21 protein-coding genes are annotated in these 24,670 nt (G+C 47.9%); 13 read left to right on the top strand and 8 right to left on the bottom strand.

What is annotated here, in order from left to right:
• The first annotated feature begins 4 nt into the window (after nt 1-4).
• Genes ACXAG2_RS12825 through ACXAG2_RS12815 form a run of 3 tightly spaced genes read left to right on the top strand, consistent with a single transcriptional unit; the run spans nt 5 to nt 4,394 of the window.
• Nucleotides 5-1,792, top strand: coding sequence for an OmpA family protein (locus ACXAG2_RS12825; RefSeq protein WP_474867541.1), 1,788 nt, complete (start codon nt 5-7; stop codon nt 1,790-1,792).
• The gene (locus ACXAG2_RS12820) at nt 1,789-2,280 is read left to right on the top strand and encodes a Rab family GTPase (RefSeq protein WP_474846071.1); all 492 of its coding nucleotides are present in this window, start codon (nt 1,789-1,791) and stop codon (nt 2,278-2,280) included. The genes ACXAG2_RS12825 and ACXAG2_RS12820 overlap by 4 nt, the downstream gene beginning before the upstream one ends.
• A gap of 2 nt (nt 2,281-2,282) precedes the next feature.
• Nucleotides 2,283-4,394: a putative bifunctional diguanylate cyclase/phosphodiesterase gene (locus ACXAG2_RS12815; protein ID WP_474867538.1), complete on the top strand. Its 2,112-nt coding sequence runs from the start codon at nt 2,283-2,285 to the stop codon at nt 4,392-4,394.
• 32 nt (nt 4,395-4,426) lie between these two features.
• On the opposite strand, the gene fghA is transcribed toward ACXAG2_RS12815, so the two are convergent.
• Nucleotides 4,427-5,275, bottom strand: coding sequence for an S-formylglutathione hydrolase (fghA, locus tag ACXAG2_RS12810; protein WP_474846075.1), 849 nt, complete (start codon nt 5,273-5,275; stop codon nt 4,427-4,429).
• 117 nt (nt 5,276-5,392) lie between these two features.
• Between fghA and ACXAG2_RS12805 the strand changes: the two genes are divergently transcribed.
• From ACXAG2_RS12805 to ACXAG2_RS12795, 3 genes are read left to right on the top strand one after another with little or no spacing between them, the layout of a single operon-like run.
• Nucleotides 5,393-6,307, top strand: a complete 915-nt coding sequence (locus tag ACXAG2_RS12805) for an acyltransferase (RefSeq protein WP_303574866.1) — start codon at nt 5,393-5,395, stop codon at nt 6,305-6,307.
• Nucleotides 6,304-7,194 (top strand): acyltransferase, encoded by an 891-nt coding sequence (locus ACXAG2_RS12800; protein WP_474867536.1) that lies wholly within the window; start codon nt 6,304-6,306, stop codon nt 7,192-7,194. The genes ACXAG2_RS12805 and ACXAG2_RS12800 overlap by 4 nt, the downstream gene beginning before the upstream one ends.
• A 2-nt stretch (nt 7,195-7,196) precedes the next feature.
• Nucleotides 7,197-8,546 carry a mechanosensitive ion channel family protein gene (locus ACXAG2_RS12795; RefSeq protein ID WP_474867533.1) on the top strand — a complete coding sequence of 450 codons (1,350 nt, stop codon included), beginning with the start codon at nt 7,197-7,199 and terminating at the stop codon, nt 8,544-8,546.
• Nucleotides 8,547-8,639: 93 nt separating this feature from the next.
• Here ACXAG2_RS12795 and ACXAG2_RS12790 read toward each other — a convergent pair whose 3' ends face one another.
• Nucleotides 8,640-8,831, bottom strand: a complete 192-nt coding sequence (locus ACXAG2_RS12790) for a hypothetical protein (RefSeq protein ID WP_119503482.1) — start codon at nt 8,829-8,831, stop codon at nt 8,640-8,642.
• Between the two features lie 369 nt (nt 8,832-9,200).
• Here ACXAG2_RS12790 and ACXAG2_RS12785 point away from each other — a divergent pair, with 369 nt between their 5' ends.
• Together ACXAG2_RS12785 and ACXAG2_RS12780 are read left to right on the top strand one after the other, a co-directional pair.
• Nucleotides 9,201-10,001 carry a DUF2884 family protein gene (locus tag ACXAG2_RS12785; protein WP_474867530.1) on the top strand — a complete coding sequence of 267 codons (801 nt, stop codon included), beginning with the start codon at nt 9,201-9,203 and terminating at the stop codon, nt 9,999-10,001.
• Between the two features lie 48 nt (nt 10,002-10,049).
• Complete coding sequence (locus ACXAG2_RS12780) at nt 10,050-10,895, top strand: NAD-dependent epimerase/dehydratase family protein (protein WP_474867527.1); 846 nt, start codon at nt 10,050-10,052, stop codon at nt 10,893-10,895.
• A gap of 4 nt (nt 10,896-10,899) precedes the next feature.
• On the opposite strand, the gene ACXAG2_RS12775 is transcribed toward ACXAG2_RS12780, so the two are convergent.
• The 3 genes from ACXAG2_RS12775 to ACXAG2_RS12765 form a co-directional block, all read right to left on the bottom strand.
• Nucleotides 10,900-12,321 carry a sodium-dependent transporter gene (locus ACXAG2_RS12775; RefSeq protein ID WP_474867525.1) on the bottom strand — a complete coding sequence of 474 codons (1,422 nt, stop codon included), beginning with the start codon at nt 12,319-12,321 and terminating at the stop codon, nt 10,900-10,902.
• A gap of 280 nt (nt 12,322-12,601) precedes the next feature.
• On the bottom strand, nt 12,602-13,336 hold the full coding sequence (locus ACXAG2_RS12770; RefSeq protein ID WP_474867523.1) for an SDR family NAD(P)-dependent oxidoreductase: 735 nt from the start codon (nt 13,334-13,336) through the stop codon (nt 12,602-12,604).
• A gap of 1 nt (nt 13,337) precedes the next feature.
• Nucleotides 13,338-13,733, bottom strand: a complete 396-nt coding sequence (locus ACXAG2_RS12765; protein ID WP_474867520.1) for a thiol-disulfide oxidoreductase DCC family protein — start codon at nt 13,731-13,733, stop codon at nt 13,338-13,340.
• A gap of 170 nt (nt 13,734-13,903) precedes the next feature.
• On the opposite strand from ACXAG2_RS12765, the gene msrA reads away from it, so the two are divergent.
• Both msrA and dps read left to right on the top strand, forming a co-directional pair.
• Nucleotides 13,904-14,440 (top strand): peptide-methionine (S)-S-oxide reductase MsrA, encoded by a 537-nt coding sequence (gene msrA, locus ACXAG2_RS12760; protein ID WP_119502545.1) that lies wholly within the window; start codon nt 13,904-13,906, stop codon nt 14,438-14,440.
• A 264-nt stretch (nt 14,441-14,704) separates the two neighbouring features.
• Nucleotides 14,705-15,217 carry a DNA starvation/stationary phase protection protein Dps gene (gene dps, locus ACXAG2_RS12755; RefSeq protein ID WP_474867517.1) on the top strand — a complete coding sequence of 171 codons (513 nt, stop codon included), beginning with the start codon at nt 14,705-14,707 and terminating at the stop codon, nt 15,215-15,217.
• Between the two features lie 53 nt (nt 15,218-15,270).
• On the opposite strand, the gene ACXAG2_RS12750 is transcribed toward dps, so the two are convergent.
• Nucleotides 15,271-17,046 (bottom strand): sigma 54-interacting transcriptional regulator, encoded by a 1,776-nt coding sequence (locus ACXAG2_RS12750; RefSeq protein WP_474846096.1) that lies wholly within the window; start codon nt 17,044-17,046, stop codon nt 15,271-15,273.
• 105 nt (nt 17,047-17,151) lie between these two features.
• Nucleotides 17,152-19,575, bottom strand: coding sequence for a TonB-dependent receptor (locus ACXAG2_RS12745; protein WP_474867514.1), 2,424 nt, complete (start codon nt 19,573-19,575; stop codon nt 17,152-17,154).
• Between the two features lie 446 nt (nt 19,576-20,021).
• Here ACXAG2_RS12745 and ACXAG2_RS12740 point away from each other — a divergent pair, with 446 nt between their 5' ends.
• Genes ACXAG2_RS12740 through ACXAG2_RS12730 form a run of 3 tightly spaced genes read left to right on the top strand, consistent with a single transcriptional unit; the run spans nt 20,022 to nt 23,513 of the window.
• Nucleotides 20,022-21,503, top strand: coding sequence for a benzaldehyde dehydrogenase (locus ACXAG2_RS12740; RefSeq protein ID WP_474867512.1), 1,482 nt, complete (start codon nt 20,022-20,024; stop codon nt 21,501-21,503).
• A gap of 19 nt (nt 21,504-21,522) precedes the next feature.
• Nucleotides 21,523-22,632 carry an NAD(P)-dependent alcohol dehydrogenase gene (locus tag ACXAG2_RS12735; RefSeq protein WP_474846102.1) on the top strand — a complete coding sequence of 370 codons (1,110 nt, stop codon included), beginning with the start codon at nt 21,523-21,525 and terminating at the stop codon, nt 22,630-22,632.
• Entirely contained in the window at nt 22,629-23,513 is an 885-nt protein-coding gene (locus tag ACXAG2_RS12730; protein WP_474846104.1) for an alpha/beta fold hydrolase, read from the top strand. The genes ACXAG2_RS12735 and ACXAG2_RS12730 overlap by 4 nt, the downstream gene beginning before the upstream one ends.
• On the opposite strand, the gene ACXAG2_RS12725 is transcribed toward ACXAG2_RS12730, so the two are convergent.
• Nucleotides 23,464-24,588, bottom strand: a complete 1,125-nt coding sequence (locus tag ACXAG2_RS12725; protein ID WP_474846106.1) for a hypothetical protein — start codon at nt 24,586-24,588, stop codon at nt 23,464-23,466. The two genes, ACXAG2_RS12730 and ACXAG2_RS12725, sit on opposite strands and share 50 nt — an antisense overlap.
• Nucleotides 24,589-24,670: the final 82 nt, after the last annotated feature.

Below are 24,670 nucleotides of genomic sequence, written 5' to 3'. Positions count from 1 at the left end.
GCCCATGAGCAATTTTGTGCCGCCAACGGATGAGGATGCGCACACAATGGACGACGTCAGGTCGTTAATCATTGGTGGGGATGAAAAATTCGTAGAAAATATTGTCAGACGCAATGCAAAAGGCATGGTGTCTGATGTGGTATCTGAAGCACTGAATGAGCGTGAGAGTCAGGATGGTTCAGTGAACAAAGTGCTGGTCCCCCTGATCGAAAAATCACTGCACCGCTCAGTGGAGGCTAACAGTGATAAAATTGTCGGCGCACTCTACCCTCTTGTCGGCTCGCTGATCAGAAAAGCCGTATCAGCGTTTCTCATCGAATTCATTGAGCGTACAAACACCCTTATTGAACACAGCTTTTCAGCTAAAAGTGTGAAGTGGCGCTTTAAAGCGTGGCGCTCAGGTGTCCCCTATTCTGATTATGTTGCTTCGCAAATTTATCAATATCAGGTGCATCAGGTTCTGGCTATTCACCGTGAAACCGGCACCCTGTTAAATAGTGTCACCAGTCATCCGGGAAATGCGAAAGACGGTGACCTGATTTCTTCCATGCTGGTTGCTATCAGCGATTTTGTCGCTGATGCATTCAGTCAGGATAATCAGGCAGAAGAAACCGAGCTGGGAGAAATTAAAACCGACGATTTTACCCTGCTTATTAAGGTCGGTCCCCAGGTGATTCTTGTCGCTGCTGTCAGCGGCCATGTGTCGCCACGCATGCGACATAAACTGCAGGACACTCTGGAAGAGTTTCATCGCTTTTATCAGTCACCACTGCAAAAATACCAGGGCGACAACGGTCCGTTCGCCACCAGCGATGCCATGCTGCAGGAATGCCTGATCAGTGAGCAAAAAACGACGCAGGAAAAGAAAAAACGGGCCGGTGCCGGTGCATTTATTCTCGCCGGACTATTGGTTGTTGCCGGCTATCTGGCATTTTTACGCATCGACCTTGCCATCACGTCATCCACCATCGCTAAGAGTGAGCCTCCGGCCGGCATTGTGATGCTGAACACACAAACAGACGGTAATCAGATTATTCTCTCAGTATTAAGAGATCCGGCTGCCACCGGGGTCGCGCAATGGCTTGCAGGGCTCGACATTGACTCTTCCGTTGTCGATATTAAAGAAACGCCGTTTGAGTCAAAAGATGACCGTCTTATCCCGGTGAAAATACAACAGCTGGCCTCGCGTTTTCCTGCACTGACGTTCACCGACAATGAACAGCCGGCACTGTCCGGCACGATCAGCAGCAGTGACTGGCAACAATTCCTCCGCGCTCTGCACAGCATTGCGGGCATTGAAACCGTATTCCCCGATACCACCAAAGTCGTTCTGGAAGAAAATACTCCCGTTAATGACGCGTTAGCATTGAATGCTCTGGCCGGGTCTCTGGCAACTACACTGTCAGGTTACACGCTGTTCTTTGATATGAACCAGACCCGGTGGTCAAAAGCGAATGATGCGACTATTGGCGATATTGCCGAAACCATCATTAACCTGCAAAATATCGCTGAACGTTCAGGGCAAACCCTCAGTGTATTTATTCTCGGTGGCAGCGATAATTCGGGTACATCAGTCAAAAATATGCTATTGAGTGAATCACGTGCCCAGTCAGTGAAGCAAGCTCTGACTGAAGCGGGCGTGGAACACTCTGTGCTGCACACCAAAGGTTTGGGACAACTGGATTTAGCCCGCGGCAGTAATAGCCGGATGGTATTCTTTCATGCTCTGTTAACACCTGCAGAGGCTGGTAAAGGGAAGAAAACAGGATCAGAAGAAGGTAACCGTCAGTGATACAAAAAAAGATCTGTCTGCTAGGCCCGACCGGAGTGGGTAAAACCAGCCTGGTAAGACAGTTCGTCGATGGCATTTTTTCAGAGAAATATCTCACAACTATCGGCGTAAAAATCGACAAAAAAGAAGTCTCCGCGGGCGATAAAACGGCCCAGCTTCTTATCTGGGATATTGAAGGCGTTGACCGCTATTGTGGTTTTAATCCACGCTACCTGCGTGGTGCCGCAGCCTTTGTCATTGTGGTTGACCAGACCCGCTCCCAGTCGTTGCTTGAAGGTATGGATATTTATGAGTCGGCGCGGGCAGAATTTCCTGATACGCCGGCCTTTTTTGTCGTCAATAAAGCAGACCTTCCCAGTGAATGGTACTGGAGTGAAGACGAAGTCGCTGAACGGGAGAATTTGTTCAGTGCCGCCATTAAAACCAGCGCCAAAACCGGCGAAAATGTTGAGCGACTCTTTCAGGAGTTAGCGGAACTTACGGTGTAGATATGGACATTTTCCACCTCAATGCACTTGGCATCACGGACTGTGCAATATTTGAGCTGAATGAGCGTGATGAGCTGAATTGCCTCACACCAACGGTGCATTGGGTAACCGACCTTGTGAAGGTCAATGAACTGTCACTGGATATTGAATCCGTTCGCAGTCTGTTTCTCGAAGATTTTCTTATTGACGCCGGCGATTGCTGGGCAACTTCCCTTCCAGCAAATCTGACTTCAGGCTTCTGGACCGAAACCACAGAACATGAATCCCTGCGCCTTGAGGCTATCGCTATCAACGATGGAAAAGGCGGACGATTCCTGGCCATCAAGAACGTCAATAAAGAATTTGCCTACCGCCAGCAATCCCTGCAATCTGCCAGAGAATTACTGCTGACCCACCATGCGGTGATCAGCCAGCAGGATTACCTTACTGAAAAATTACAGAAAGCGCTGAAAGAAGCGCGGGAATGTAAGGGCCAGCAGCAGGCCATACGCCAGACAATTCACCATCTCAGTACAGGCGTGGTGATACTGGACGCCAACAAACAACTGTTTCTGGATAATGGCGTGGCACGGCAGTTTTTCCGTGCACAAAATGCAGATGTCTGTGTTCACCGTTTGTTGCAACTGATAAAAGATGTTCAGCTGGATGAGATGTTTTTATCGACGCTGGAAGAAAGACAAACCGCCTGGCGCGGCGAAGTATTCTGGATGAACTCTCCTGATGGTGGCCGGTGGCTGCAACTTACCATCGCCCCTGTGATGCAGCATATTCACGTTTCTCACTGGGTATTTTTGCTGACCGACATGTCACATATCCAGCACACCAGTCAGTACAGTCCGGTGCAGCTGGACAAAGATTCACTCACTCAAACCCTTTCCCGTCAGGCATTGAAAAAAGAAATGACAGCCTGGGTCGAGAAGGACGAAAACTTTGGCCTGTTTGTCATTGATATCTGTGAATTCAGAAAGGTCAATGAAAGCCTGGGCTACCGCTCCGGCGACGATATTTTAAAGAGTGTGGCAAAGCGTTTACACGGCTTTGTTGGTGAAGAGGGCCGTCTGGCCAGAATTGGCGGCAACGAATTTGCGGTGATGACACCGGTGAGCGCAGGTAATGAGACTGCGTTGTACGATATCGCCAGAGGCATAACCGGTGTTCTCGAACACACCTACCTGTCTTTAGGCAGTATTCAAACCACCTTATCCACCAACATTGGCATGGCGACGTTCCCTGAACATGCCAAATCACCCGAAGGTTTGATGCAGAACGCCGGCTACGCTCTGCAATTTGCCAAATACGCAGGTAAAAATAAAGTCACACTGTTCCACCCCATGCACAAGCAAAAACAGGTTGAACTGGCCGAAATGGAAGCCGCGTTTGCCAGAGCGATTGCAGAAGATACGCTGGATATTTACCTTCAGCCTATTGTCGACTTATCTTCCGGCAAGCAGCTCAAGTATGAAGCCCTCGCCCGCTGGAAGAGAAACGATGAATATGTGCCGCCGGATGTATTCATTTCGCTGGCGGAACGTTCTGAGCTTATTTTCCCCTTTGGTGAATGGTTGCTGGATAAAGTGTGCAGCACGGCCAGACGAATGATTCGCTATGTGCCTGATGTGCGTATTGCCATGAATATTTCCGGCCGCCAGATCATATCGCAGGATTTCACCGGCAACATTCAGGCAGCGATTAAAAGACACGGTATTTCAGCATCTAACCTGGCCATCGAGATTACTGAAACCTCGTTCATCAACAATTTAAATACTGTTGCAGCGGTGCTGAAAACGTTGCGGAATATGGGTGTTACCATATCGATTGACGATTTTGGTACAGGATTCAGTTCGCTAGTTTACTTAAAACAGTTGCCTCTGGATGAGCTGAAAATTGACCGCTCATTTATCCAGGATGCCATGACCAGTGAAGGCGACCGGGCGATAATCAAAGCCATTTTAGGGCTTGCCGGTAATCTGAATTTGCAGGTGGTGGCTGAAGGTGTGGAAACCGGCGAACAACAACACTTCCTGCTTGATGAACAGTGCGTGTCCGGTCAGGGCTATTTATTCGACCATCCCTTACCGGTAGAAGAGATTGAAAAGCGCTTCGCAGCCGGCTGATCTGCCTGCTGCGAAGAGCTGATTATACCTCTTTATAACCCGCCTATGCCCAAATGGCTGGCATGAAATTGCAGGTGTTCTTCGATAAAAGACGCGATGAAGAAATAGCTGTGGTCATAGCCTTCATGCATATTCAGCGTCAGTTGCGTATCACTCTTCTGAGCTGCATTAATCAAAGCCTGAGGCTTTAATTGTTCTTCAAGAAACTGATCGGCACGTCCCTGCTCCACCAGTAACGGAATGTAGTGTTGCTTCTCAGCAAGCAGAATGGCTGCATCATAAGCTTGCCATGCTGATTTATCGTCACCCAGATAGCCGCCCAGCGCCTTTTCGCCCCAGGGGCAATCTGACGGATTCGCAATCGGACTGAACGCTGACACAGACACATACTGCTGCGGATTACGCAAGCCGATAACCAGTGCGCCATGTCCGCCCATGGAATGCCCGCTGATGGCCTTCTCACGTGTCACCGGCAGGTTTGCTTCAATCAGAGCGGGTAACTCCTGCGTGACATAGTCATACATCTGATAATGTTCATTCCAGGGTGCCTGTGTTGCATTAACATAAAAGCCGGCCCCTTTACCCATGTCATAGGCTTTGTCTGCATCGTCAGGCACATCATCTCCTCTGGGGCTGGTGTCCGGTGCCACAATCGCCATACCCAGCTCAGCAGCCATCTTCATTGCGCCAGCTTTCTGCATGAAGTTTTCATCAGTACAGGTTAATCCTGACAGCCAGTATAAAACCGGAACGGGATTTTCTGCGCTGGCAAAAGGCGGCAGATAAACCGCAAAGGTCATTTCACAATTTGTTGTTTTTGCAGCATGGCGGTAGCGGCAATGACGTCCACCAAATGCGCGATTTTCACTGATTAATTCCATATTTTTCTCTATTGTGCTGCCAAATTACGTGTAAATCCTTATTTCCCGGTATAGGGTGTATCGGATTTTAGATCAACATCGTTTACACTAAGCACCAAAATTCAGAGGTGAATGACGATGCTTAAAGCTGTTGGCTATCATTTGCGTGGCACTGTGTCAGTGCTGGGCTATTTTTTCAATACGGTTTTCTGGTTTATCCCTATTTTTATACTATCCCTGTTAAAACTGCCACCGGTGCAGTGGTGGCGGCGAATTGTTTCTTATCCTCTGGATGCCTGTGCGACAGCATGGATAACCGTGAACAATCTCAACCAGCGTCTGCTCAGCCGCACGCGCTGGTCTGTTAACGGGATCAGCAGCCTGGCGCCTGACGACTGGTATCTGGTGATCGCCAATCATCAGTCCTGGGTCGACATTCTGGTATTGCAGCGAATTTTTAACCGTAAAATTCCGTTTCTCAAATTCTTTCTGAAACAGGAACTTATCTGGGTACCGGTACTGGGTCTGGCCTGGTGGGCGCTGGATTTTCCGTTTATGCGCCGCTACAGCAAATCGTTTCTGGCGAAAAACCCGCACCTTAAAGGCAAGGATATGGAAACCACCCGTCAAGCCTGCGAGAAGTTTAAGTCGAAGCCGGTAAGCATCATGAATTTTGTAGAAGGCACCCGTTTTACAAAAAGTAAGCATGACAGACAAGCCTCGCCTTTTACCCACCTGCTCAAGCCGAAAGCCGGTGGTGTTGCCTTCGTACTCAGCGCCATGGGCGAACAACTGCACAAGCTGATCGATGTCACTATCGACTACCCTGCAGGCGTACCAAGTTACTGGGATTTCGTGTGCGGTAAAGTAAAAGAAATTCGCGTAAATGTGTCGGTAATGCCGATCAAAGATATTGTGCAGGGCGGATTTTTCAACGACACCTACTTCACTGATCCCGCGCAAAAAGCTCGTTTTCAGCAATGGCTGAATGAACGCTGGCAACAGAAAGACCAGCACCTGGCTGCATTAAACTCAACACAGGCTCCGCTATGAGAAAGTTACTGGCGCCCCTGATATTTGTTATTCACACGCCGTTGCAAATTATCAATCTGGGGTTCTGGGCGTCAATTATTATCAGTTGCGGACTGCTTAAGCTGGTGCTTCCGGTACAAGCCATCCGTCATTTGCTGATGGGCTTTATGCATTTTGCTATGCAGTGTTTTGGTTGCATCAGTGTGTTACTGATCAAATTGTTTAATCCGGTAAAAGTGATTTACCGCATCGACGGCATATTATCGGTGGAGAACTGGTATCTGCTGATTGCTAATCACTTAAGTTACCTCGATATCATTCTGCTTATCGACTTTTCCCGTAAACGTATTCCGCCGCCCAAGTTCTTTCTTAAACAGGAACTGATTTGGCTTCCTTTCGTCGGTCTGGGCGCATGGGCACTGGATATGCCGTTTATGAAACGGTATTCGCGGTCTTATCTGGAGAAATATCCTCACAAAAAAGGGCAGGATATTGAAACCACCCGCCGCTCCTGTGAGAAGTATAAAACCTCGCCCACAACGGTCATCAATTTCGTCGAGGGTACACGCTTCACCCGCGCGAAACACCAGCTCAGAAAAAGCCAGTTTGCCCATTTGCTGCCACCAAAAGCCGGGGGAATTGCCTTTACACTTGCTACCATGGGCGATCTTTTTACCAATCTGCTGGATATATCGTTATTGTACCCTGATAACGAAGCCCATCCGATGATGTCCATGCTGAGCGGCCAGATGACCCGCATCATTATAGACGTCAACGTACTGACTGTACCGGTGGAAGCGCAGGGAGATTACTTTGCCGACGATTCATTCCGGAGCCGGTTTCAGCACTGGCTGAATGAGTTGTGGACAAATAAAGACAGCAGGATTAATCAGTTACTGGAGCCCTGAACGTGCAGATTGCATCTTCAATCAGAGACACCTTTGTACACACTGTAAAAGACATATTTCCGGACCTCACCACAGATACCCTTTTATACAACACCCTTGCGATCTCCGGCATTCTGCTGGTTGCAGCGGTGTTTTATATTGTCAGTCGTATACTGCTGAAAGTGCAGATCGCCATGCTGGTGAAACGCAGTAAAAACAGCTGGGATGACGCATTACTGAATCACGGTTTCTTCCGGCGGTTAACGCACCTTGTTCCGGCCATTGTGATTTTTCTGCTGACGCCGGTACTTATCAATGAAGAAAACCTGTTACACGGGTTCATGATAAAAACCTCCATGCTGTACATGATGATTACAGCGCTTATCGGCTTATTTGCCCTGCTGAACACGGTTCAGGATGTGTATAACGCATCTTATCTGGCCAAACGGGCATCAATAACCGGCTTCATTCAGGTCGCCAAACTATTCTTCTCAGTCATCGTATTGTTGCTGTGTGTTTCACTGATTGTCGACAAGAACCCGCTGCTGATCATGTCAGGCCTGACTGCACTGGCCGCGGTACTGTTACTCATTTTCCGTGACACCATTTTAGGCTTTGTGGCAGGTATTCAGATTGCAGCGAACCGGATGTTTAACACCGGAGACTGGATCCAAATCACCAAATTTGAGGTGGACGGAGAAATACTGGAAATCGGTCTGACAAATGTGAAAGTGCAGAACTGGGACAAGACCATTTCTACGCTGCCCAGCTATTCACTGACAACAGAAGCGGTCAAGAACTGGCGGGGTATGCAGGAATCGGGAGGACGCAGGATCAAGCGCTCGGTTTACATCGATATTCATTCCATCAAACTTTGCGACAGCAATATGATGGCCCGCTTTAGTAAGATCCGCTACATCTCAGAGTATATCGATAAGAAAGTAAAAGAACTGCAGGCGTACCACAAAGACTATTCCATTGATGAGTCGGACCTGCTGAACAGCCGCCGTCTCACCAATATCGGTACCTTCCGAGCATATCTGGAAGCCTATTTACAGAAACACCCCAATATTAATCAGTCACTGACTCTGATGGTAAGACAAATGCCCCCTAACGAGCTGGGGTTACCACTGGAAGTTTACTGCTTCAGTGCGAAGAAAGAGTGGGTTGCCTATGAGAAAGTACAGGCAGATATCTTCGATCATATTATGGCAATGCTGCCCATGTTCGATTTACGGGCTTACCAGCGGGACAGCCATTTAATGCTGGCCAGTCACTATGACGATGCCCCGGAAGCCGTGTATGAAGGCAAAAGGGAATCAAAGGTTAACGCGGACGGAGAAGAAAGTTCAGCGGGAGACCGTCCGCAATAGCAGAGACAGTTAAGGCTTGCCGTCACCGGCAAGCCTTAATCGATGGGAATTTCTGAAAGGATTTTCCGGCGCAGAGTAAATCTGCCGGAAACATCAGGAAAGGGCGTATGCCATCAGTACGCAAACTACCAGGCCTGACACGCCGAAGAAACCATATTCAATTTTCTCCTGCATACCTTCCGCCCCGGCTTTAGCACTCATGAATCCCATGATAATACTGGACATACCCAGTACAAAAGCAATCAGGCCGGCGCCAAAACCAACAGCACTTATCCACTCACTCATCACATTACCCTTCACTGTTCTTTTCATTTTTAAACCTGCCTGTCATACAGAAGACAAAGAGCAGGTTTTCAGTCTGCTTGTATTATGCAACAAAATCCTGAAAATGCGTAATTAATCATCACTCTGTGCAAGGTCTGTTTGATCCTGGTCAATTGCGCCACTTTATCGGAATTTACACCAATCCACAGAGTGGGAATGCGATCTCACTCCATTTAAAACATAAGCAAACCATTGATAACTAATAATTTTTAAAGTTGGCCTCAGGGTTGCTATATCAGCACAAACGTTACTGAATCATTCAGGCTGTTTACCGGAACATCACCCGCCGGACAAGCTGCCGCAACCGACAGATTTTAAAAAGGAAGAGACATGAAAACTTTAGCTGCCCTGACAATGACCGCTGCCCTCTGTGCTTCACCCGCCTTCGCAGGCATGGACTCTGAGCACTGCGATATGAACTTGCAGGGCGATGTTAACTGGCAAAAAGGCGTACTGACGCTCTTTACGGCCAACGACGAGCATGTGGTGATTAATGGTTCAGGCCAGATGACTGTAAACAACCGCTCAGTGTCACTGACCAGCGAGCAGCAACAATGGGTGAATGACTATTACCACAACATTGAAACGGCAATTCCCATGACACTGGAAATTACCTACGACGCACTGGAACTTGCCGGCAACTCCATCAATGAAGCCTTCGGTGAACTGCTGGGAGAGGACAACGGCATCGTGACGGATTTAAATGAAATGTTTGCCAGTTTGCGTACTGAAATGGACAGCCATTTTTATGATGCTGACGGTGAAGTGCGTATGAACAGTGAGGATTTCGAAGAAGATGGCTGGATTTCAGAACGCTGGGAAAACAAATTTGAAGACCAAGTAGAAAATATCATTGCCAATTCCACCGGTCGCCTGCTGATTGCTATCGGCAAGGCCATGCTAAGCGGTGACGAAGACTTTGATAACTTTGAACAACACATGGAAAACTGGGAAGAAGATTTCGAACAGCGTGTTGAGGCAAAATCTGCGGCTATCGAAAAACGCGCTGACGCCCTGTGTGAAGTGCTGAAAAAAGCCGATTACGCCGAGCTTAAAATGCAAAAACATATTCCGGGCCTCGAAAACCTGAATGTGCTGACCATCAACAGTGACTCTGATTTAAAGATGTAAAAAAACGTATCGTGCTACACTGCCGGAAACTTGTTTTCCGGCTTTTTTATGTCTGATATATCTGCAAACTCAATTCACTCCCTTAACCTCACACTGTGTGGCTGTGGGTGGCTGGGTCAGTTCCTGGTTGATGCATTGCCTGAAGCAACCATTACCGGTACAACCCGTTCACAGGAAAAGGCAGACGCGCTGCGCGAAAAAGGCGTGACCCCGGTGTTGTTCGCGCTGGGTGATGATGCCACATCACTGATAAAACAGAGTGCTGACAACGCAGTAATACTGAATATTCCGCCGGGACGAAAAAAAGCGGTGGGTGATGACTTTACCCGCGCAATGACGGCTCTGGCGACTGACTTCCTGAACGCAGGGGCAAAGAAGCTTATTTTCATCAGCACCACTTCTGTGTTCGGGAATGCTGACGGAGAGCTGACAGTCAACGCCCCTGTAGCGCCGGCTACAGATTCAGGCAAAGTGCATTGCGACATCGAAAGGTTCTTACTGGCCGGGCAGGATCCCCGCGTTCATGTGGTTCGTCTGGCCGGACTGGTGGGAGGTTCCCGTCATCCGGCAAAATTCCTGGCCGGTAAAACGCTGGATAAAGGCGAGCAGGCGGTAAACCTGGTGCATGTGTCCGATGTGGTCAAAGCCCTGATTTGTATTCTGAAGGAAGTTGACGGTACTTCAGCGTTTCCCCCATTGATGCAACTCTGCAGTCTGGAGCATCCCCGCAGGGATGACTACTACCGTTGGGCAGCAGAGGCTCTGACGTTACCTGCACCGCAATTCAGTGCTGAACATAATAATGCTGCTGACGGGAAGAAAATCCTCAGCAAAGACTGCTGGGAAGCACTGGGACTGACGCCGGAATACGCCAGCCCCTTTGATATGCTTTGAATCATTAGCCGAACAAGCTGTGACCGAAATACTTTACAGCCACGGTATTGATAAATACCAGCAACAGGATGACCGGAATGAAAGTGCCTACTGACACATCAACATACTTCTCGAAGAAGCTGCCTTTGTAGTTCTCTGCACCTTCATCCAGCGCCTTGTTGAAGTTATGTTTCTTCCAGCGATAGATAACGAAGATACAAATTAAGAAGCCGTTCAGCGGCAGAATGGTGTCGTAAAACACGTCATACACCACATCAAAGAACGATTTCTTCGCACCGGCATAGCTGACGAACTCAGTCAGAAACGCGTTGTAACCGAACGACAGTGCACACAGCACCGCAAGCACAACCATCAAAACACCCAGTACAAACAGTGCAGGCTTCCGCCCCATGTCTTTCTCGTCCATCAGCGCTGCCACAGGTACTTCGAAAATCGAAACCAGTGAGGTGATAGCTGCAAAAAACACCTGCAGGAAGAAAATCGCTGCCACAATGCTAGCGCCGGTATAGCCAATGGAGTCCTGCAAAGCGAGGAATATCTTAGGCAAAAACGTGAAAATCATACCGATTGAGGACTCACTGAGTTCGTCCGGATTGGTATTCGGGTCGAATGAGAAGATCGCCGGCAAAATCATCAGGCCCGCCGTAAACGCCACAGCCGTATCAGTCAGAGCCACCAGCCTTGCAGACCCGGGCACATCAGCACGCTTATCGATATAGCTGCCGTAGGTGATCATGATCCCCATACCCAGTGACAGGGAGAAGAATGCCTGAGACAGCGCCCCGTTAATGACCGATGCATTGATTTTAGAAAAATCTGGCACCAGGTAGAACTCTACGCCTTTCATGGCGTTGTCCTGCATAAGTACGAAGCCCACCAGCAACAGCAGCATGATAAACAATGTTGGCATCAGCAGCTTGGCCGCTTTCTCGATACCTTCTTTGACACCACCCTGCAAGATCAGATAGACCACAGCCACAACACCGGCCATGTAAACAAAGATTTTTTCGCTGTTTATAAAGGTGCCGAAGGTATCCGGGTTAGCCAGAATATCTAAATCACCGGTGATGATTTCGTACAGATAGCCGAATATCCACACCGTGATCACCAGATAAAACACGGCAATCATAAACGGCGTAATAATCGATAACCAGCCGGCCAGCTTCCAGTGCGTGGCGTTATTACTCAAACCCCGGTATGCGCCTAAGGGATCTTTTCTGGCATGACGGCCCACTGACATTTCTGCCAGCATTACCGGCAAACAGATAGCCACAACGAAAATGGCGTACATCAGCAAGAAAGCGCCACCGCCATTTTTTGCAGCGCCCACCGGAAACCCGACCAGGTTACCTATACCTACCGCAGACCCGGCTGCGGCTAAAATGAATCCGATGCGCGATCCGAACTGTTCTCTCGCCCCGCTCATATCATCTTTCCTCTTCACTTATTGTTATAATCGGGTGGTGATGATTTTATATTCTTCCAACGAAGATTATTGTCGTTCACACGTGCGACAACCGGATTACCCTAAGTCATTCCGGCTGTCACCTTCCCCACACTACCTGCACTTTTAGCTGTGCCTGGGCAGTTATATCGTTGTCATTTTCACGCGGATATAAGGGCGAATAGTATCAGCGTCCCTGCCGAATGTCCCGTATTTGAGCGCTGGAATGGCCTGTTCCGGCCCGGCTCAGTGTAGTGATCTCTTACCAGGGAACAGGTTTATGCGCCCAGTCGATGAAATGCGGATTATTTTCCGGCGTCGCTTTGTCAATGAAATCAAGTAACTGTGAAGCAGTAAAGGCAGGCGTAAAGAGTTTTCCCTCAGGTACGTTGCCCTGAAATGGTTCTGACAACGCACTGTCCACTGTGCCCGGATGATAGCTGATAAGTACCGTATTCTTACTCCGGCGGGAAAATTCTGCGGCGGCGGTTTTCAGCATCATATTCAGTGCCGCCTTTGAGGCCCGGTAGCCATACCAGCCGCCCAGCCTGTTATCACTGATACTGCCCACCCGGGCGCTTAAGCATGCAATGGTACTTCTCTCTTTATCCAGCACATTCACAAGTGCTTTCAGCCAGATTGCCGGTACCACAGCATTCACCGAAAAGTATGCCAGCAGTTTATCCGCACTGATGTCTTCGATTTTCTTTTCAGGACTCACCTCCGTGCCGCCTGCGTCGCCATGCAGGACCCCGGCGGTACAAATGACTGTCGAAAATACGATGCCACGTGCTTTCTGTTCAGCCGTCCATTGGTTTACTGCTTCTTCATTTGCAGATTCCAGCGTGATTGCTGTCACGTTGCCGGCTTCAAAACTCTGCTGGTGTTGCCTTGCGACGGCAAAGACACGGCTTTGAGGCTCTCTGGCGGCCAGTGCTTCTGTCACTGCCCGCCCGATAGCACCGCCGGCGCCAATAATGAGGTGAGTATGCGCCATATTATTTGTCCGTCCTGTAACCGCACTGGCCATCATTACAGGTCCGGCGGCGGCCGGTAAGCAGATAGGAAATGGTATAACGGTTTCTGGCAAAAAGGTTGTAGGCCATGTCGGCAACAATGCGGATCACCGGCCAGCGAAGAGGCGCGTATAGCCAGCCCCGCCCCACAGCCTGCCAGGCTGCGTGGGTAGCGTCCAGTCCGGTAACCATTTCACCGCTATCCAGCTCTACGTGAATTCTGGCATCCAGTTGTGCTCTGTCCAGCCCGGGATAATGTTCACTAAAGGCAGGATCCTGAATATCTACCAGTTGGATCCTGTCATGCTGATCACGCTTTTTGATATGAGACATTTCAGCACAACATAAGGGGCAGTAACTGTCATAGAAGATTTTCATGATTTCTCCGTTTACCGGGGCCTGAACCACCGCCGGCCCGATGTACCACTTTACTTGTATAATAGTACGCGGTTGCACATCATTCAGAGATTAAAAAAGCGTAACTTGAGGTTGAAGTCAGCGACTAACGTAACCACATTACAGGATATCTGATAACAGGAGCTTTAATAATGGCAACGACAGAAACTGCGACACTCGGCGGAGGATGCTTCTGGTGTATTGAATCGGCATTCAACAGTGTGGAAGGCGTAATAAGCGCTATTTCCGGATATGCCGGCGGACACGTTGAAAATCCTTCCTATGAGGCCGTCTGTAAAAAAGATACCGGGCATGCTGAAGTCGTGCGGGTTGAATTTGATCCGGCCAGCATTTCTTACCGTGAAATCCTCGAAATTTTCTTTGCTTTGCATAATCCCACGCAGGTTGACCGCCAGGGGAACGACACTGGCCCGCAGTATCGCAGCGCAATCTTTTATCATTCCGAAAGCCAGCGGGATGAGGCACAGAAAATTATTCAGGAAATTAATGACGATCAGATTTGGCCTGACCCCGTCGTTACTGAGGTAACAGAAGTTAATAATTACTATCCGGCAGAAGACTACCACCAGAATTACTTCAAAAATAATCCGCAGAATCAATACTGCGCCATGGTAGTAGCACCTAAGCTGGCTAAGTTTAAAAAGACGTTTGCTGCCAGATTGCGTTAACTCTGCATCCCGGCTCATTCATTTATCAGGCAGCCTTCAGGGCTGCTTTTTTTGCACAATTTACAGATGTCTGCATGTTTTTCTTACCCGCCAGCCATTTTGCCTCTGTCGCAATCCGTTAAAAATCCTCTGCAGCCCGCTTTCTAAAAGGCGAAAAGAGAAAAATGTTACAGCCGGTACGTGGTTTGCAGCTACTAATTCACTAACTTAGAGGCTGCCCGCTCAGAGAGTCTGCAGCCGTAAACGACTAAAGCAGGAGAAATCATGAGTAAGAGTAATGTTGCTGCATTTACTGCACCGGGTATGAAAAAAGACGCTGCGAAAAAAGCTGTTGCTGTGCTTGAACAACGTCTGGTGGCACTGCTGGATTTACAGCTTACGCTGAAGCATATTCACTGGAACGTGGTTGGCCCGAATTTTATCGGTGTGCATGAAATGCTGGACCCGCAGGTCGATGCCGTGCGCGGTATGACAGATACCATTGCAGAACGAATTGCTACCCTTGGCGGAGTACCTCACGGTACGCCTAAAGCGATTGTTGAAGGTCGTTCATGGGAAGACTACAAGATTGGCAAGGCACTGGTCACTGATCACCTGGTAGCGCTGGATGCCGTGTACAACGGTGTGAATGGCGACCACCGTAACGCTATTGAAGAACTGGAAGAGCTGGACCCTGTATCAGAAGATATGATCACCGGTCAGCTGGCTGATCTGGAACAGTTCCAGTGGTTCGTAAGAGCGCACATCGAATCTGCCAGTGGCGAATTGAAAAACTAAACAGAGATCTGTCTGACTTAAATTTGCGCTCCGTTCAGGAGCGCAATTTTCCGTTAACCCAAATTGTATTTTTTCATACGGTAGGCCAGCTGAGCACGACTGATACCTAATTTTCGGGCCGCAGCGGACAAATTATTATCGTTCAGTAAAACCGCTTCTTTTAGCAAAGTTCGCTCCAGAGAGTCGAGGGAAAAGCCACCGGATTGCAAAGTTTCTACTTTTTCTAAAATGTTTTCTGACGAATAATTTGATTGCTGACCCAACTGCCCCTGTGCATTCACTGAGAGTAAAAATTTTTCAGGTAAAGGCTCTTTGTGAAACATATGATGTATATCGACACTATCGTGGTCTTCCGCCCATATGACACCGCGCTCAACAATGTTTTGCAGCTCTCTGATATTGCCCGGAAAATCATAGTTTAGTAAGGCTTGAGAGGCCCTGAGAGTTATTCCGGATAGTTTTTTTTCATGAAGGATGCAGTATTTTTTGAAAAAATGATTGACCAGCAGTGGGATATCATCGCGCCTCTCCCTGAGAGGAGGTAGAGCAATGGGAAACACATTTAACCGGTAATATAAATCTTCGCGGAATTCTCCCTTTTCAACGGCATCTAACAAATTCAAATTTGTCGCAGCTACAACTCTGACATCGACAGAAACAGGTTTAGTACCGCCCACTCTTTCGATCTCCTTCTCCTGTAAAGCACGGAGTAACTTGCTCTGTCCGGACAGGCTTAATGTGCCCAGCTCATCGAGAAATAAAGTCCCACCTTCAGCCCGTTCAAACCGGCCTTCACGGCTGTGTGTTGCTCCTGTAAAAGCACCTTTTTCGACACCGAACAATTCAGCTTCGAGAAGATTATCCGGAATAGCTGCACAGTTAAAAGCAACAAACGGGGACCGGTGCCGTTTACTGGAATAATGCAATTGTTGCGCAAAGAGCTCTTTACCCACTCCAGATTCACCAGTTAACAAAACCGTAGCGTTTGTTCGCGCCACTTTGCTAAGCGCATGACTGACTGTCAGAAAGGCAGGGGAAACACCGACCATACTCTCCTGCTCCTCACTCTCATCATGAGCAACTGGAAAACTGTTTTTTTCGGAATATGGTTCACCTTTCTTTTTCTTTCGGTGTTTCACAAGAAAATCTACATCTTGCTGCCCCTCTGGCCATTTATTGGCATTCTTCCCTACTAACTTGCAATGGGTATGCCCCATACCGAGGCATCCGGACTCGCGGAAAATAACCAATGTACCAAGAAGACAACTGACATAGCCGATAGCATAGCCGATTTCCATCCAGCAAACAGGCTGGCTACTAACTCCATAGGAAGTGAGATGCTGCTCTGCCTCAAGGCTGTTGTGCCAAACAAACTCGCCATCATAAAGACCTTCCGATTTGTCAAATTCAAAATGTACTGTCTCCACTTTCACGGCGCCTTCAAGCGAGTGCAAGTTAGTACCTGCGGCAAATATTGAAGCAGGATCGGCTTCAGGCCACTGAGATTTAACCAGTTCACCATCCCTCGCACCTGACAAATACCCTACCCGCATAAACAGCTTCCTTGCTTCATCCAGACCAAGCGTATCAATTATTTGTTGTCTTAAAGCTCCGAAAGACTTTCCGTGGAGCAATATCATGCGCTGGTCATTCATCCAAATTCGCCCGTCTCCGGGTGAAAAAAATAAACATTCGGTCAGCTCATCAATAGTCGGGCTGGTAGATTCATCCAGTTTTGATGATGAACCGTGCAGTGCCCCAGATCCATCCTTCGAAACGAGTCCCGCAAGAGAGACTTTGTTGTGAATTTGTTTTTCGTACCTTTTCATGACCGGAAATTCTTATACAACTGGATAAACTAAGAGTAGCGGGATTAGTGGGGATTTACACTAAAAGCGGACCGCATATCACTTACGGTCCGCTGGATGCTTATTTCAGTAACGGAAACTGAAATTCAAAGACCACATACGCGGCGCGTTGTACACAACTTGCGTAGTGCCCACATCGTTGTTTCTGAAACCTGTGACGATAACGCGATTATCCGTAATATTTTCGCCACGGAGTGACACATCCCAGTTTCCTTCGGCGGAAATATACTTCACAGATGCATTTGCAAGATGATATGCAGGCTGATTCGTCCCCGGCGAGTTCTCAGTGACATTCGCTGTCTCCGTTCTGAATGCCCAGTCCGCCATCCATACCCATTCAGCACCTGATTCAAGCATATAATGGTAGCGAACTCCCAGGCTGCTGGAGAATTCTGGTGTATTCACGAATTTGGCATCTCCGTCTATTACAGCTCCCTCTTCCAATTCGGTGTATTTTGCATCTATATAGCCTAGTGATGCATTCACATACAAATTTTCCGTGACGATAAACTGACCTTCCACTTCAAGACCGCCGATTTCGCCTTTCGCTGCGTTCTCAAAGAAAGGAGATAGTCCGCGATTAACTGTGATTTGAATATTGTCATAATCAGTGTAAAACGCAGCAGCATTGACCTGTGCCGCTCCGTCCCAAAATCGTGACTTGATGCCCAATTCATAGCTGTCGGCTTCTTCAGGTTCAAAGGTAGGTGGCACATTCCCGGGCTCGGGTACTGTTAGTCGTGTTGTCCACCCGCCGGATTTAAAGCCTTGAGAATATGACGCGTAGCTCATTATGTCTTTAGTAATATGATATTCAAAACCGAGATGTATAGAGGTATCATCAAACGACAACGTATTTTTCCCTAATGGATAAACTCTCGTCAGGTCATCTTGATCAGGATAGAGGCTAGCCGGAAAACCCACCTTTATGCCAAACTGGTTAAGCTCGAGTTGCTTTCCTTCAAATTCTTTATCTTCACGGGTGTAACGGATCCCGAAGGTCGCTCCCCATCTGTCATTAATTTCATAATTAATGTGCGCAAACCCGGCTACTGCTTCGTTCTGCAAGTCATTCGGTCCGTAAACCTGAACCAAACCAGCAGCAAATACAGGCGTGTCAACGAGTGTGCCTTCTTCTGTAAAATAATATAGACCTGTCACCCATTTCATTTTGTCGTTAAATGCGGTACCGGTCAGTTGCAGTTCTTCGGAAAACTGGCTCTGCTCCATGTAAAATGATGTGTCGACCATCGTGAACGGCCCACCTGAATTGTCAACGCCGAAGCTGGACGCCAATGAACGGTACGCAGTAATCGATTTCAATCCCAGATCACCGTTGAGATCCCATTCTGCGGTAAGAGCAGTTCCCCAAGCTTCAAGCTCTGAGAAATTACTGCCCGCGGCATAGGTAATATCCGGATCACCCGTGATATATCGATCATCGATGGGCAGACGATTATTTGACGGGTCGTCATCTGCATTTACTCCTGCCAGTGCCGTTCCGATAGTTGCCCGTGTTCCACATACTGCGCCTAAGCCAATACCATCAAGTGTAGCTGTATCCAGACTTATACATGTATTATATAATGAAGCAAGGCTGGCTGTATTGTCGACTGAAATCAGTGTCGAAGGGGCAGCGCTTTCATCGGTATCGGTATAATCAGCTGAAAATGTTAAAGTCAGATCGTCTGATACAATGTATTCCGCTTTTATACGACCATTAACTGCATTTTCAGCTCCCGCCGCATCTCCGTACGTCAACTGATTTTTAGTAGTGTTGAAATGCCCGATGTCGTTTACAAATGCTTCACTGCCCGGAAATCTCAATCGCTTTTGGTAACCGTCCCTTCGTTTTGATGAAAACGAGACCTGAGTCAGTAAATCATCAGAAAGCGGAATATCGGCAGCCACACGTAGATCTTGCCGGTTAAAACTGCCTACAGTCACTTCCGATTTAAATGCAAATTCGTCTGATGGACGACTTGATATTATGTTAAGCGCACCACCAATAGTGTTCCTGCCAAATAAAGTCCCCTGAGGGCCTTTCAATACTTCAATTCGCTCAAGATTCAAAGTATCAACTACGGCACCAAGAGTACGGGCGTAGTACACACCATCAACATAGAGACCCACTCCCGGTTCGAGATTAAAGGCAAAATCGTTTTGTCCGATCCCGCGAATAAAAGCACTCAGAACAGACGACGAACCAGCAAAAGGCGAAGTCGCGTCCATCTCTACGTTGGGGATAAAAGCAGACACTTCAGTTACATTACCAATATCATTATCGCGGATACCATTTGCAGAAATAGCACTAATTGCTATAGGAACTTCTTGTGCATTTTCTACCCTTTTCTGGGCTGTGACACTGATGACTTCCAAAGTGCCTTTATTATCCTCCTGTGCACTCGCTTGATTAGTCACTGCAATACACAAAGTAGATGCGAGCGCAGTTAATCTTAACGGCACGAGCGGGGTGGTTTTTAATTTCATTTTATTTTCCTCAGGGTCTTCATTTAATTTACATTTAGCACTCAAAAAACTAACAAAGCAAAAACAAAGCCAACCAAGAAAGATAAAAACATATCATTGATATTTAATGCTATTTTAAAAGAAAAAGATAATTAAGTATGATTTTATCATCATCAAAAATGAGTAACTCATCGAACTTAAATGTTAAAAAAAATAGTACTTTTCTACACTATCACCTTACATTCAGCTCATGTATCGTGGGCATGAGTCGTCCTGATTGATCAAATGAGCAATCACTTAGGACAAAATTGATCATTAGAGCACTTATCAGATAGTAACCGTCATATATTCGTGTCTTCCAGCCGACCAGACTATCCACCGAGCCCTTACCATCACCGCCAACGTAAATAAAATGTTATCCACATGTGTATTTTGGCACATGACTTGAAATACCCATGGCGATATTTATGAAAATTGAGGAAGAAACCGTGGTCAATCAATGGCTAAAAGAACAACCCTGGAAAAGCTGTATATATACTGGCAAATGGACAAAAAATGGACGAGAAACTATCGCTGTCGATGAACCGGCCAAACAGATGTGGCTAACAGAAGTCGGTAGCGCCGGCGAAGAGGATATCCGTAGAGCAGCAAAAGACGCATCCCGCGCAGGCATGGCGTGGGCAATGATAGCTGCCAGAGAAAAAGCAGATGTTTTTTTGAAAGCCGCAAATTTTCTGCAAACACATTTCACATCATTTAGCGAGATTGTGGCCAGAGAAACAGGTGGTGCCAGATTCAAAGGCGAACACGAGGTACGGGAGTGCATCACACTTTTAAAACTTGCTGCAGGAATGGCTCTACAACCTCACGGGATCACCTTGCCTGACGATGAAGGAAAGCTGTCTTTCGCAAAGAGGAAACCAATTGGCGTTGTAGGGGTAATATCACCATTTAATTTCCCGATGGTACTTAGTACAAGAAGTGTGGCTCCCGCTTTAGCCACCGGAAACGCCGTAATATCGAAACCAGATCCCCGCACGCCGCTCTCAGGTGGTTTTTTACTTGCTTTGGCACTTGAGCACGCTGGATTACCAGCCGGAACATATCAAGTATTGCCAGGTTACGGAGACGCTGGAAATGCACTTTGTACATCAGATGAAGTAGGTATGATCGCCTTTACCGGATCAACGCATGCCGGCAGGTTAGTAGGAGAAACTTGTGGAAGACACCTGAAAAAAGTGTCATTGGAATTAGGTGGAAAAAGCGCGCTTATTATTTTAGATGACGCAGATATTGATATTGCTGCCAGTAACATCGCATGGGGGGCATTTTTACATCAGGGTCAAATTTGTATGGCCTCAGGACGAATATTAGTTCACCGTTCAATTGCTAAAGAAGTCATCGCTAAGATTGTAGGACGGGCGAAAACACTGTCTTACGGCGACCTGGACAGCCAATGCCCCATCGGCTCTCTGATTAGCGCGCAACAATTAGAGAAAGTCAGCAAAATTGTCGAAGATTCTGTCGAAGCCGGCGCGATTGTGCAATGCGGGGGGTATCACGAAGGTCTATTCTACGCCCCGACAGTTCTCACTGATGTCTCGCCCGGTATGCGCTGCTTTGAGGAAGAAATCTTCGGGCCGGTTGTAAATATCGTCACATACGATACTGACGAGGAAGCTATTGAACTGGCTAACAGTGGTGACTACGGACTTGCTGGCGCCGTTATCTCCAACGACCTCACAAGAGCTATGCAAATCGGCGCTCAACTCGAAGTTGGTCTGCTCCATATCAATGATCAAACTGTAAACGACAATTGTTGCAACCCTTTTGGCGGATTCAAATCATCAGGAAACGGTTCTGCAGTTTGTGGCCCGGCAGACTGGGATTTATATACTCACTGGCAGTGGCAGACCATCTCTCCCAAAGCTCAACTAAAACCTTTCTAAGTAAAGTGAGATTCAAATAATGAAAATAACCGCAGCCGTAGCCAGAGAACACAACAAGCCTCTGACGCTTGAAACCTTAACGTTATCCCAGCCTGCCGCAGACGAGGTAATGGTCGACTTAGTAGCAACCGGAATATGCCATACAGATCTGGTAGTACGTGCAGGAATGCTCCCTACCCCCCTTCCAGTTGTCTTAGGCCACGAAGGGGCTGGAATTGTCAGGCAGGTGGGGGAAAAAGTAACGAAAGTAAAAGTAGGTGATCACGTGGTAATGACGTTTGATCACTGCGAAACATGTCCCAGTTGCAAGGAACAGATGCCAAGTTACTGTCATGAATTTTTTCCGAAAAATTTCTTTGCTACACGGAAAGACGGCACCACCGCTCTTAAAGACGCAAACGGCCCTGTGCACAGTCATTTCTTTGGTCAGTCTTCGTTTGCCTCCACTGCCATTTGCAGGCAAACCAACGTAGTGAAAGTCAGTAAAACTGCGGATCTGAAAATGCTGGGCCCGCTGGCTTGCGGACTTCAGACAGGTGCCGGTGCCGTTATAAATGCGTTGAAGGTAGCTCAAGGTAAATCCTTTATAGTCTTTGGCACCGGCTCAGTAGGCCTTGCCGCAATAATGGCGGCAAAGATACAAGGCGCTTATCCAATTATTGCGGTCGATAAAAACCCGTCCAGGCTTGCCATAGCAAAAGAGTTAGGGGCTACACACACATTATTGTCTGAAGGCGACACCGTTAACTCGTTGATAGCGATAACCGGGCACGGTGCCGATTTTTCGCTGGATACAACTGGAATACCCGCTGTTATCCGAACCGCCGTAGAATGTTTGGCCCCTCGTGGCACCTGCGGCATATTGGGGGCATCCGGTCCGGATGCTGAAATTGTGTTGAACGAAACCCACTTTATGAGTGGTGGCCGTCATCTGATTGGCATCGTGGAAGGGGAATCACAGCCTGAAACATTCATACCAGCTCTAATCGAACTCTACGAAAACGGCACGTTTCCCTTTGACAAACTCATTACCTTTTACTCCTACACAAACATTAATAAGGCCATTGCAGATATAGAGAACGGCGCTGCTATTAAGCCTGTCATATTATGGAACGGGGCCGGTAAATGACACTGACAGAATTTAATTTCTCTGCACCAGAGCACTCAATCCGGCTTGATCAATACGTCATCCGATACTGGGACACACAAACTCAAAACAAACCTCTGCTCCTGCTCTGTGGTGGTGTAGGAAGTAGCGTTGAGATTTGGGCTAACCAATTCTGTAGTCTCTCGCAAGACTACAGAATTATAGCCTGGGACTATCCTGGACACGGCCTTTCTTCTCCAGTCAATGGTCACGAAGACTTAAACGTATTGGCTATACTCGGCTGCCAGCTACTGAAACAAATTGCTGATGGGCCAGTGCACTTAGCGGGTAACTCTCTGGGTGCGGCTGTCGCTACAAGGATATACGAAATGATGCCGGAAAAAGTGCTTTCACTGGGCTTACTGAATAGTGCGACACTAGGACATGCGACACCATTTCCTTTTCGCCTGATGGGATTGCCGGGAATCGGCGCACTATTATCGCAACCCGGCAGAGTCGCTTTTACAAATCAGTGCAAAGCTATTTTCTATCAAGCAGAAAAGGTTGACAAGCTGATACTCGAAGCTGTTCGGCGAAACAGCTACCACAAACCAGCCCAGCAAGGCTTGCGTCACTTCGTATCTGTCATAAACTCGGTGTTTGGTCAACGCAATCATCTGATCCGCACCACGCAATCGATTTTAAACAGTCCACCGCCTGTTACCTGGTTTGTACATGGCAGGGAAGACATGGTGATACCCGAATTGCACAGCAGGCTTCAATCGTCAAATACACCTTCAGCAACCCTTCATGTCTTTTCAGCTTGTGGCCACACACCGCAAGCTGAAAAACCGGGCGCAATCAATCAACTTATTAGAACCATGCTGGATCGAGGGGAACAGAAAAAAGTAGCGGAGCCATAGCTTGATAGGCTACCGAATTTGAATCACAAATTATATTTTTCAAATAGTTTTCCTTCCAGGGATCGTTTACCAGATAAAGTGTGTTTCCCAGAACCGTTAAACCTTCTATGGATGCATTATCCATCCGCTCTTCCGTACTGCAGTTATCACCTGATGCCGGAGCGGTGAAATGTAACGGGATGCGTTTCGTTTCTTTTTCAGGATCAGTACTGATCACCCACAATTCATTATCATTACGCGCAGAAGCCAGCAAGTAACCCTGTTCGCCTTCCCCGTCATACCATGCCAGACCATTCAGAGGATGATTTCCGCTGTCAAAAACAGGCACAGCAAGTCCGGGATCCTCAACCGGAACAAAATCCGTGGTATCCCAGAAGTCGTCATCCAGGGTTAATGAAAAGATACGGGGCTGTCCCGCTGCGTCTTTTTCCAGTCCGAGATACAGGGTGTTATCTGCGCTTATTGCCAGTCCCTCAATGCCGTCGTTGGGGTAGTCCCCCACATTCAGAGACAGCGGGAATTGCAGTGGCCTGACACCTGTCATTGTGGTGCCGAACTCATGGCGCTCAAGCCGTATCAGCAATGACGGATAATCTGTCGAACCGGTATTCTGATAACGCTGCTGGCATCTTACCGACAATGCGCCGGTACGGGTGGCATCTTCGGTTACGGTATAGAAAACGCCGGGCTGAGCGGGATCAGCGACCAGCGCCTCAAGATCAGGCGCATCTGCCAGATAACCTGAAAAACAACTGCGTCTGACAGTGGTGCCAATACGCATTTTTTCTTCATCACTGGTTACCGTTGCAGTTTGAGGGTCAATAAAATGCAACCGGCGCTGCATGTCCGCGCCGGCACTGGCATCAGACAAGGACACCAGTTTCCCTTCCCACACGGTAAGGGCAGATGTTTGCGGATCGGCCATTACATTCCCGCTTTCATCTTTTATCCACGTGCCCTTAGCCTCCAGCGACGTGACTTTGGAAGCCGTGGCTACTTCAACTTGCTCCGGCGCTTCGCTGCATGCACCCAGTGCAAATACCGCCACACCGGCCAGGCCAATAATTTGTTTCATTCTTTTCCTTTAACCCGTTGAAGAATTGCGAAATAATTTAAAACGTTTAAGAGTATATCACTGTAAGAAACTCACCTGCGAA

The sequence above is a fragment of the Alteromonas sp. ABH4_456 genome (genome assembly GCF_056160645.1).
The sequence above is the reverse complement of the archived record's forward strand: the minus strand, read 5'-3'. Positions and strand labels throughout refer to the sequence as shown.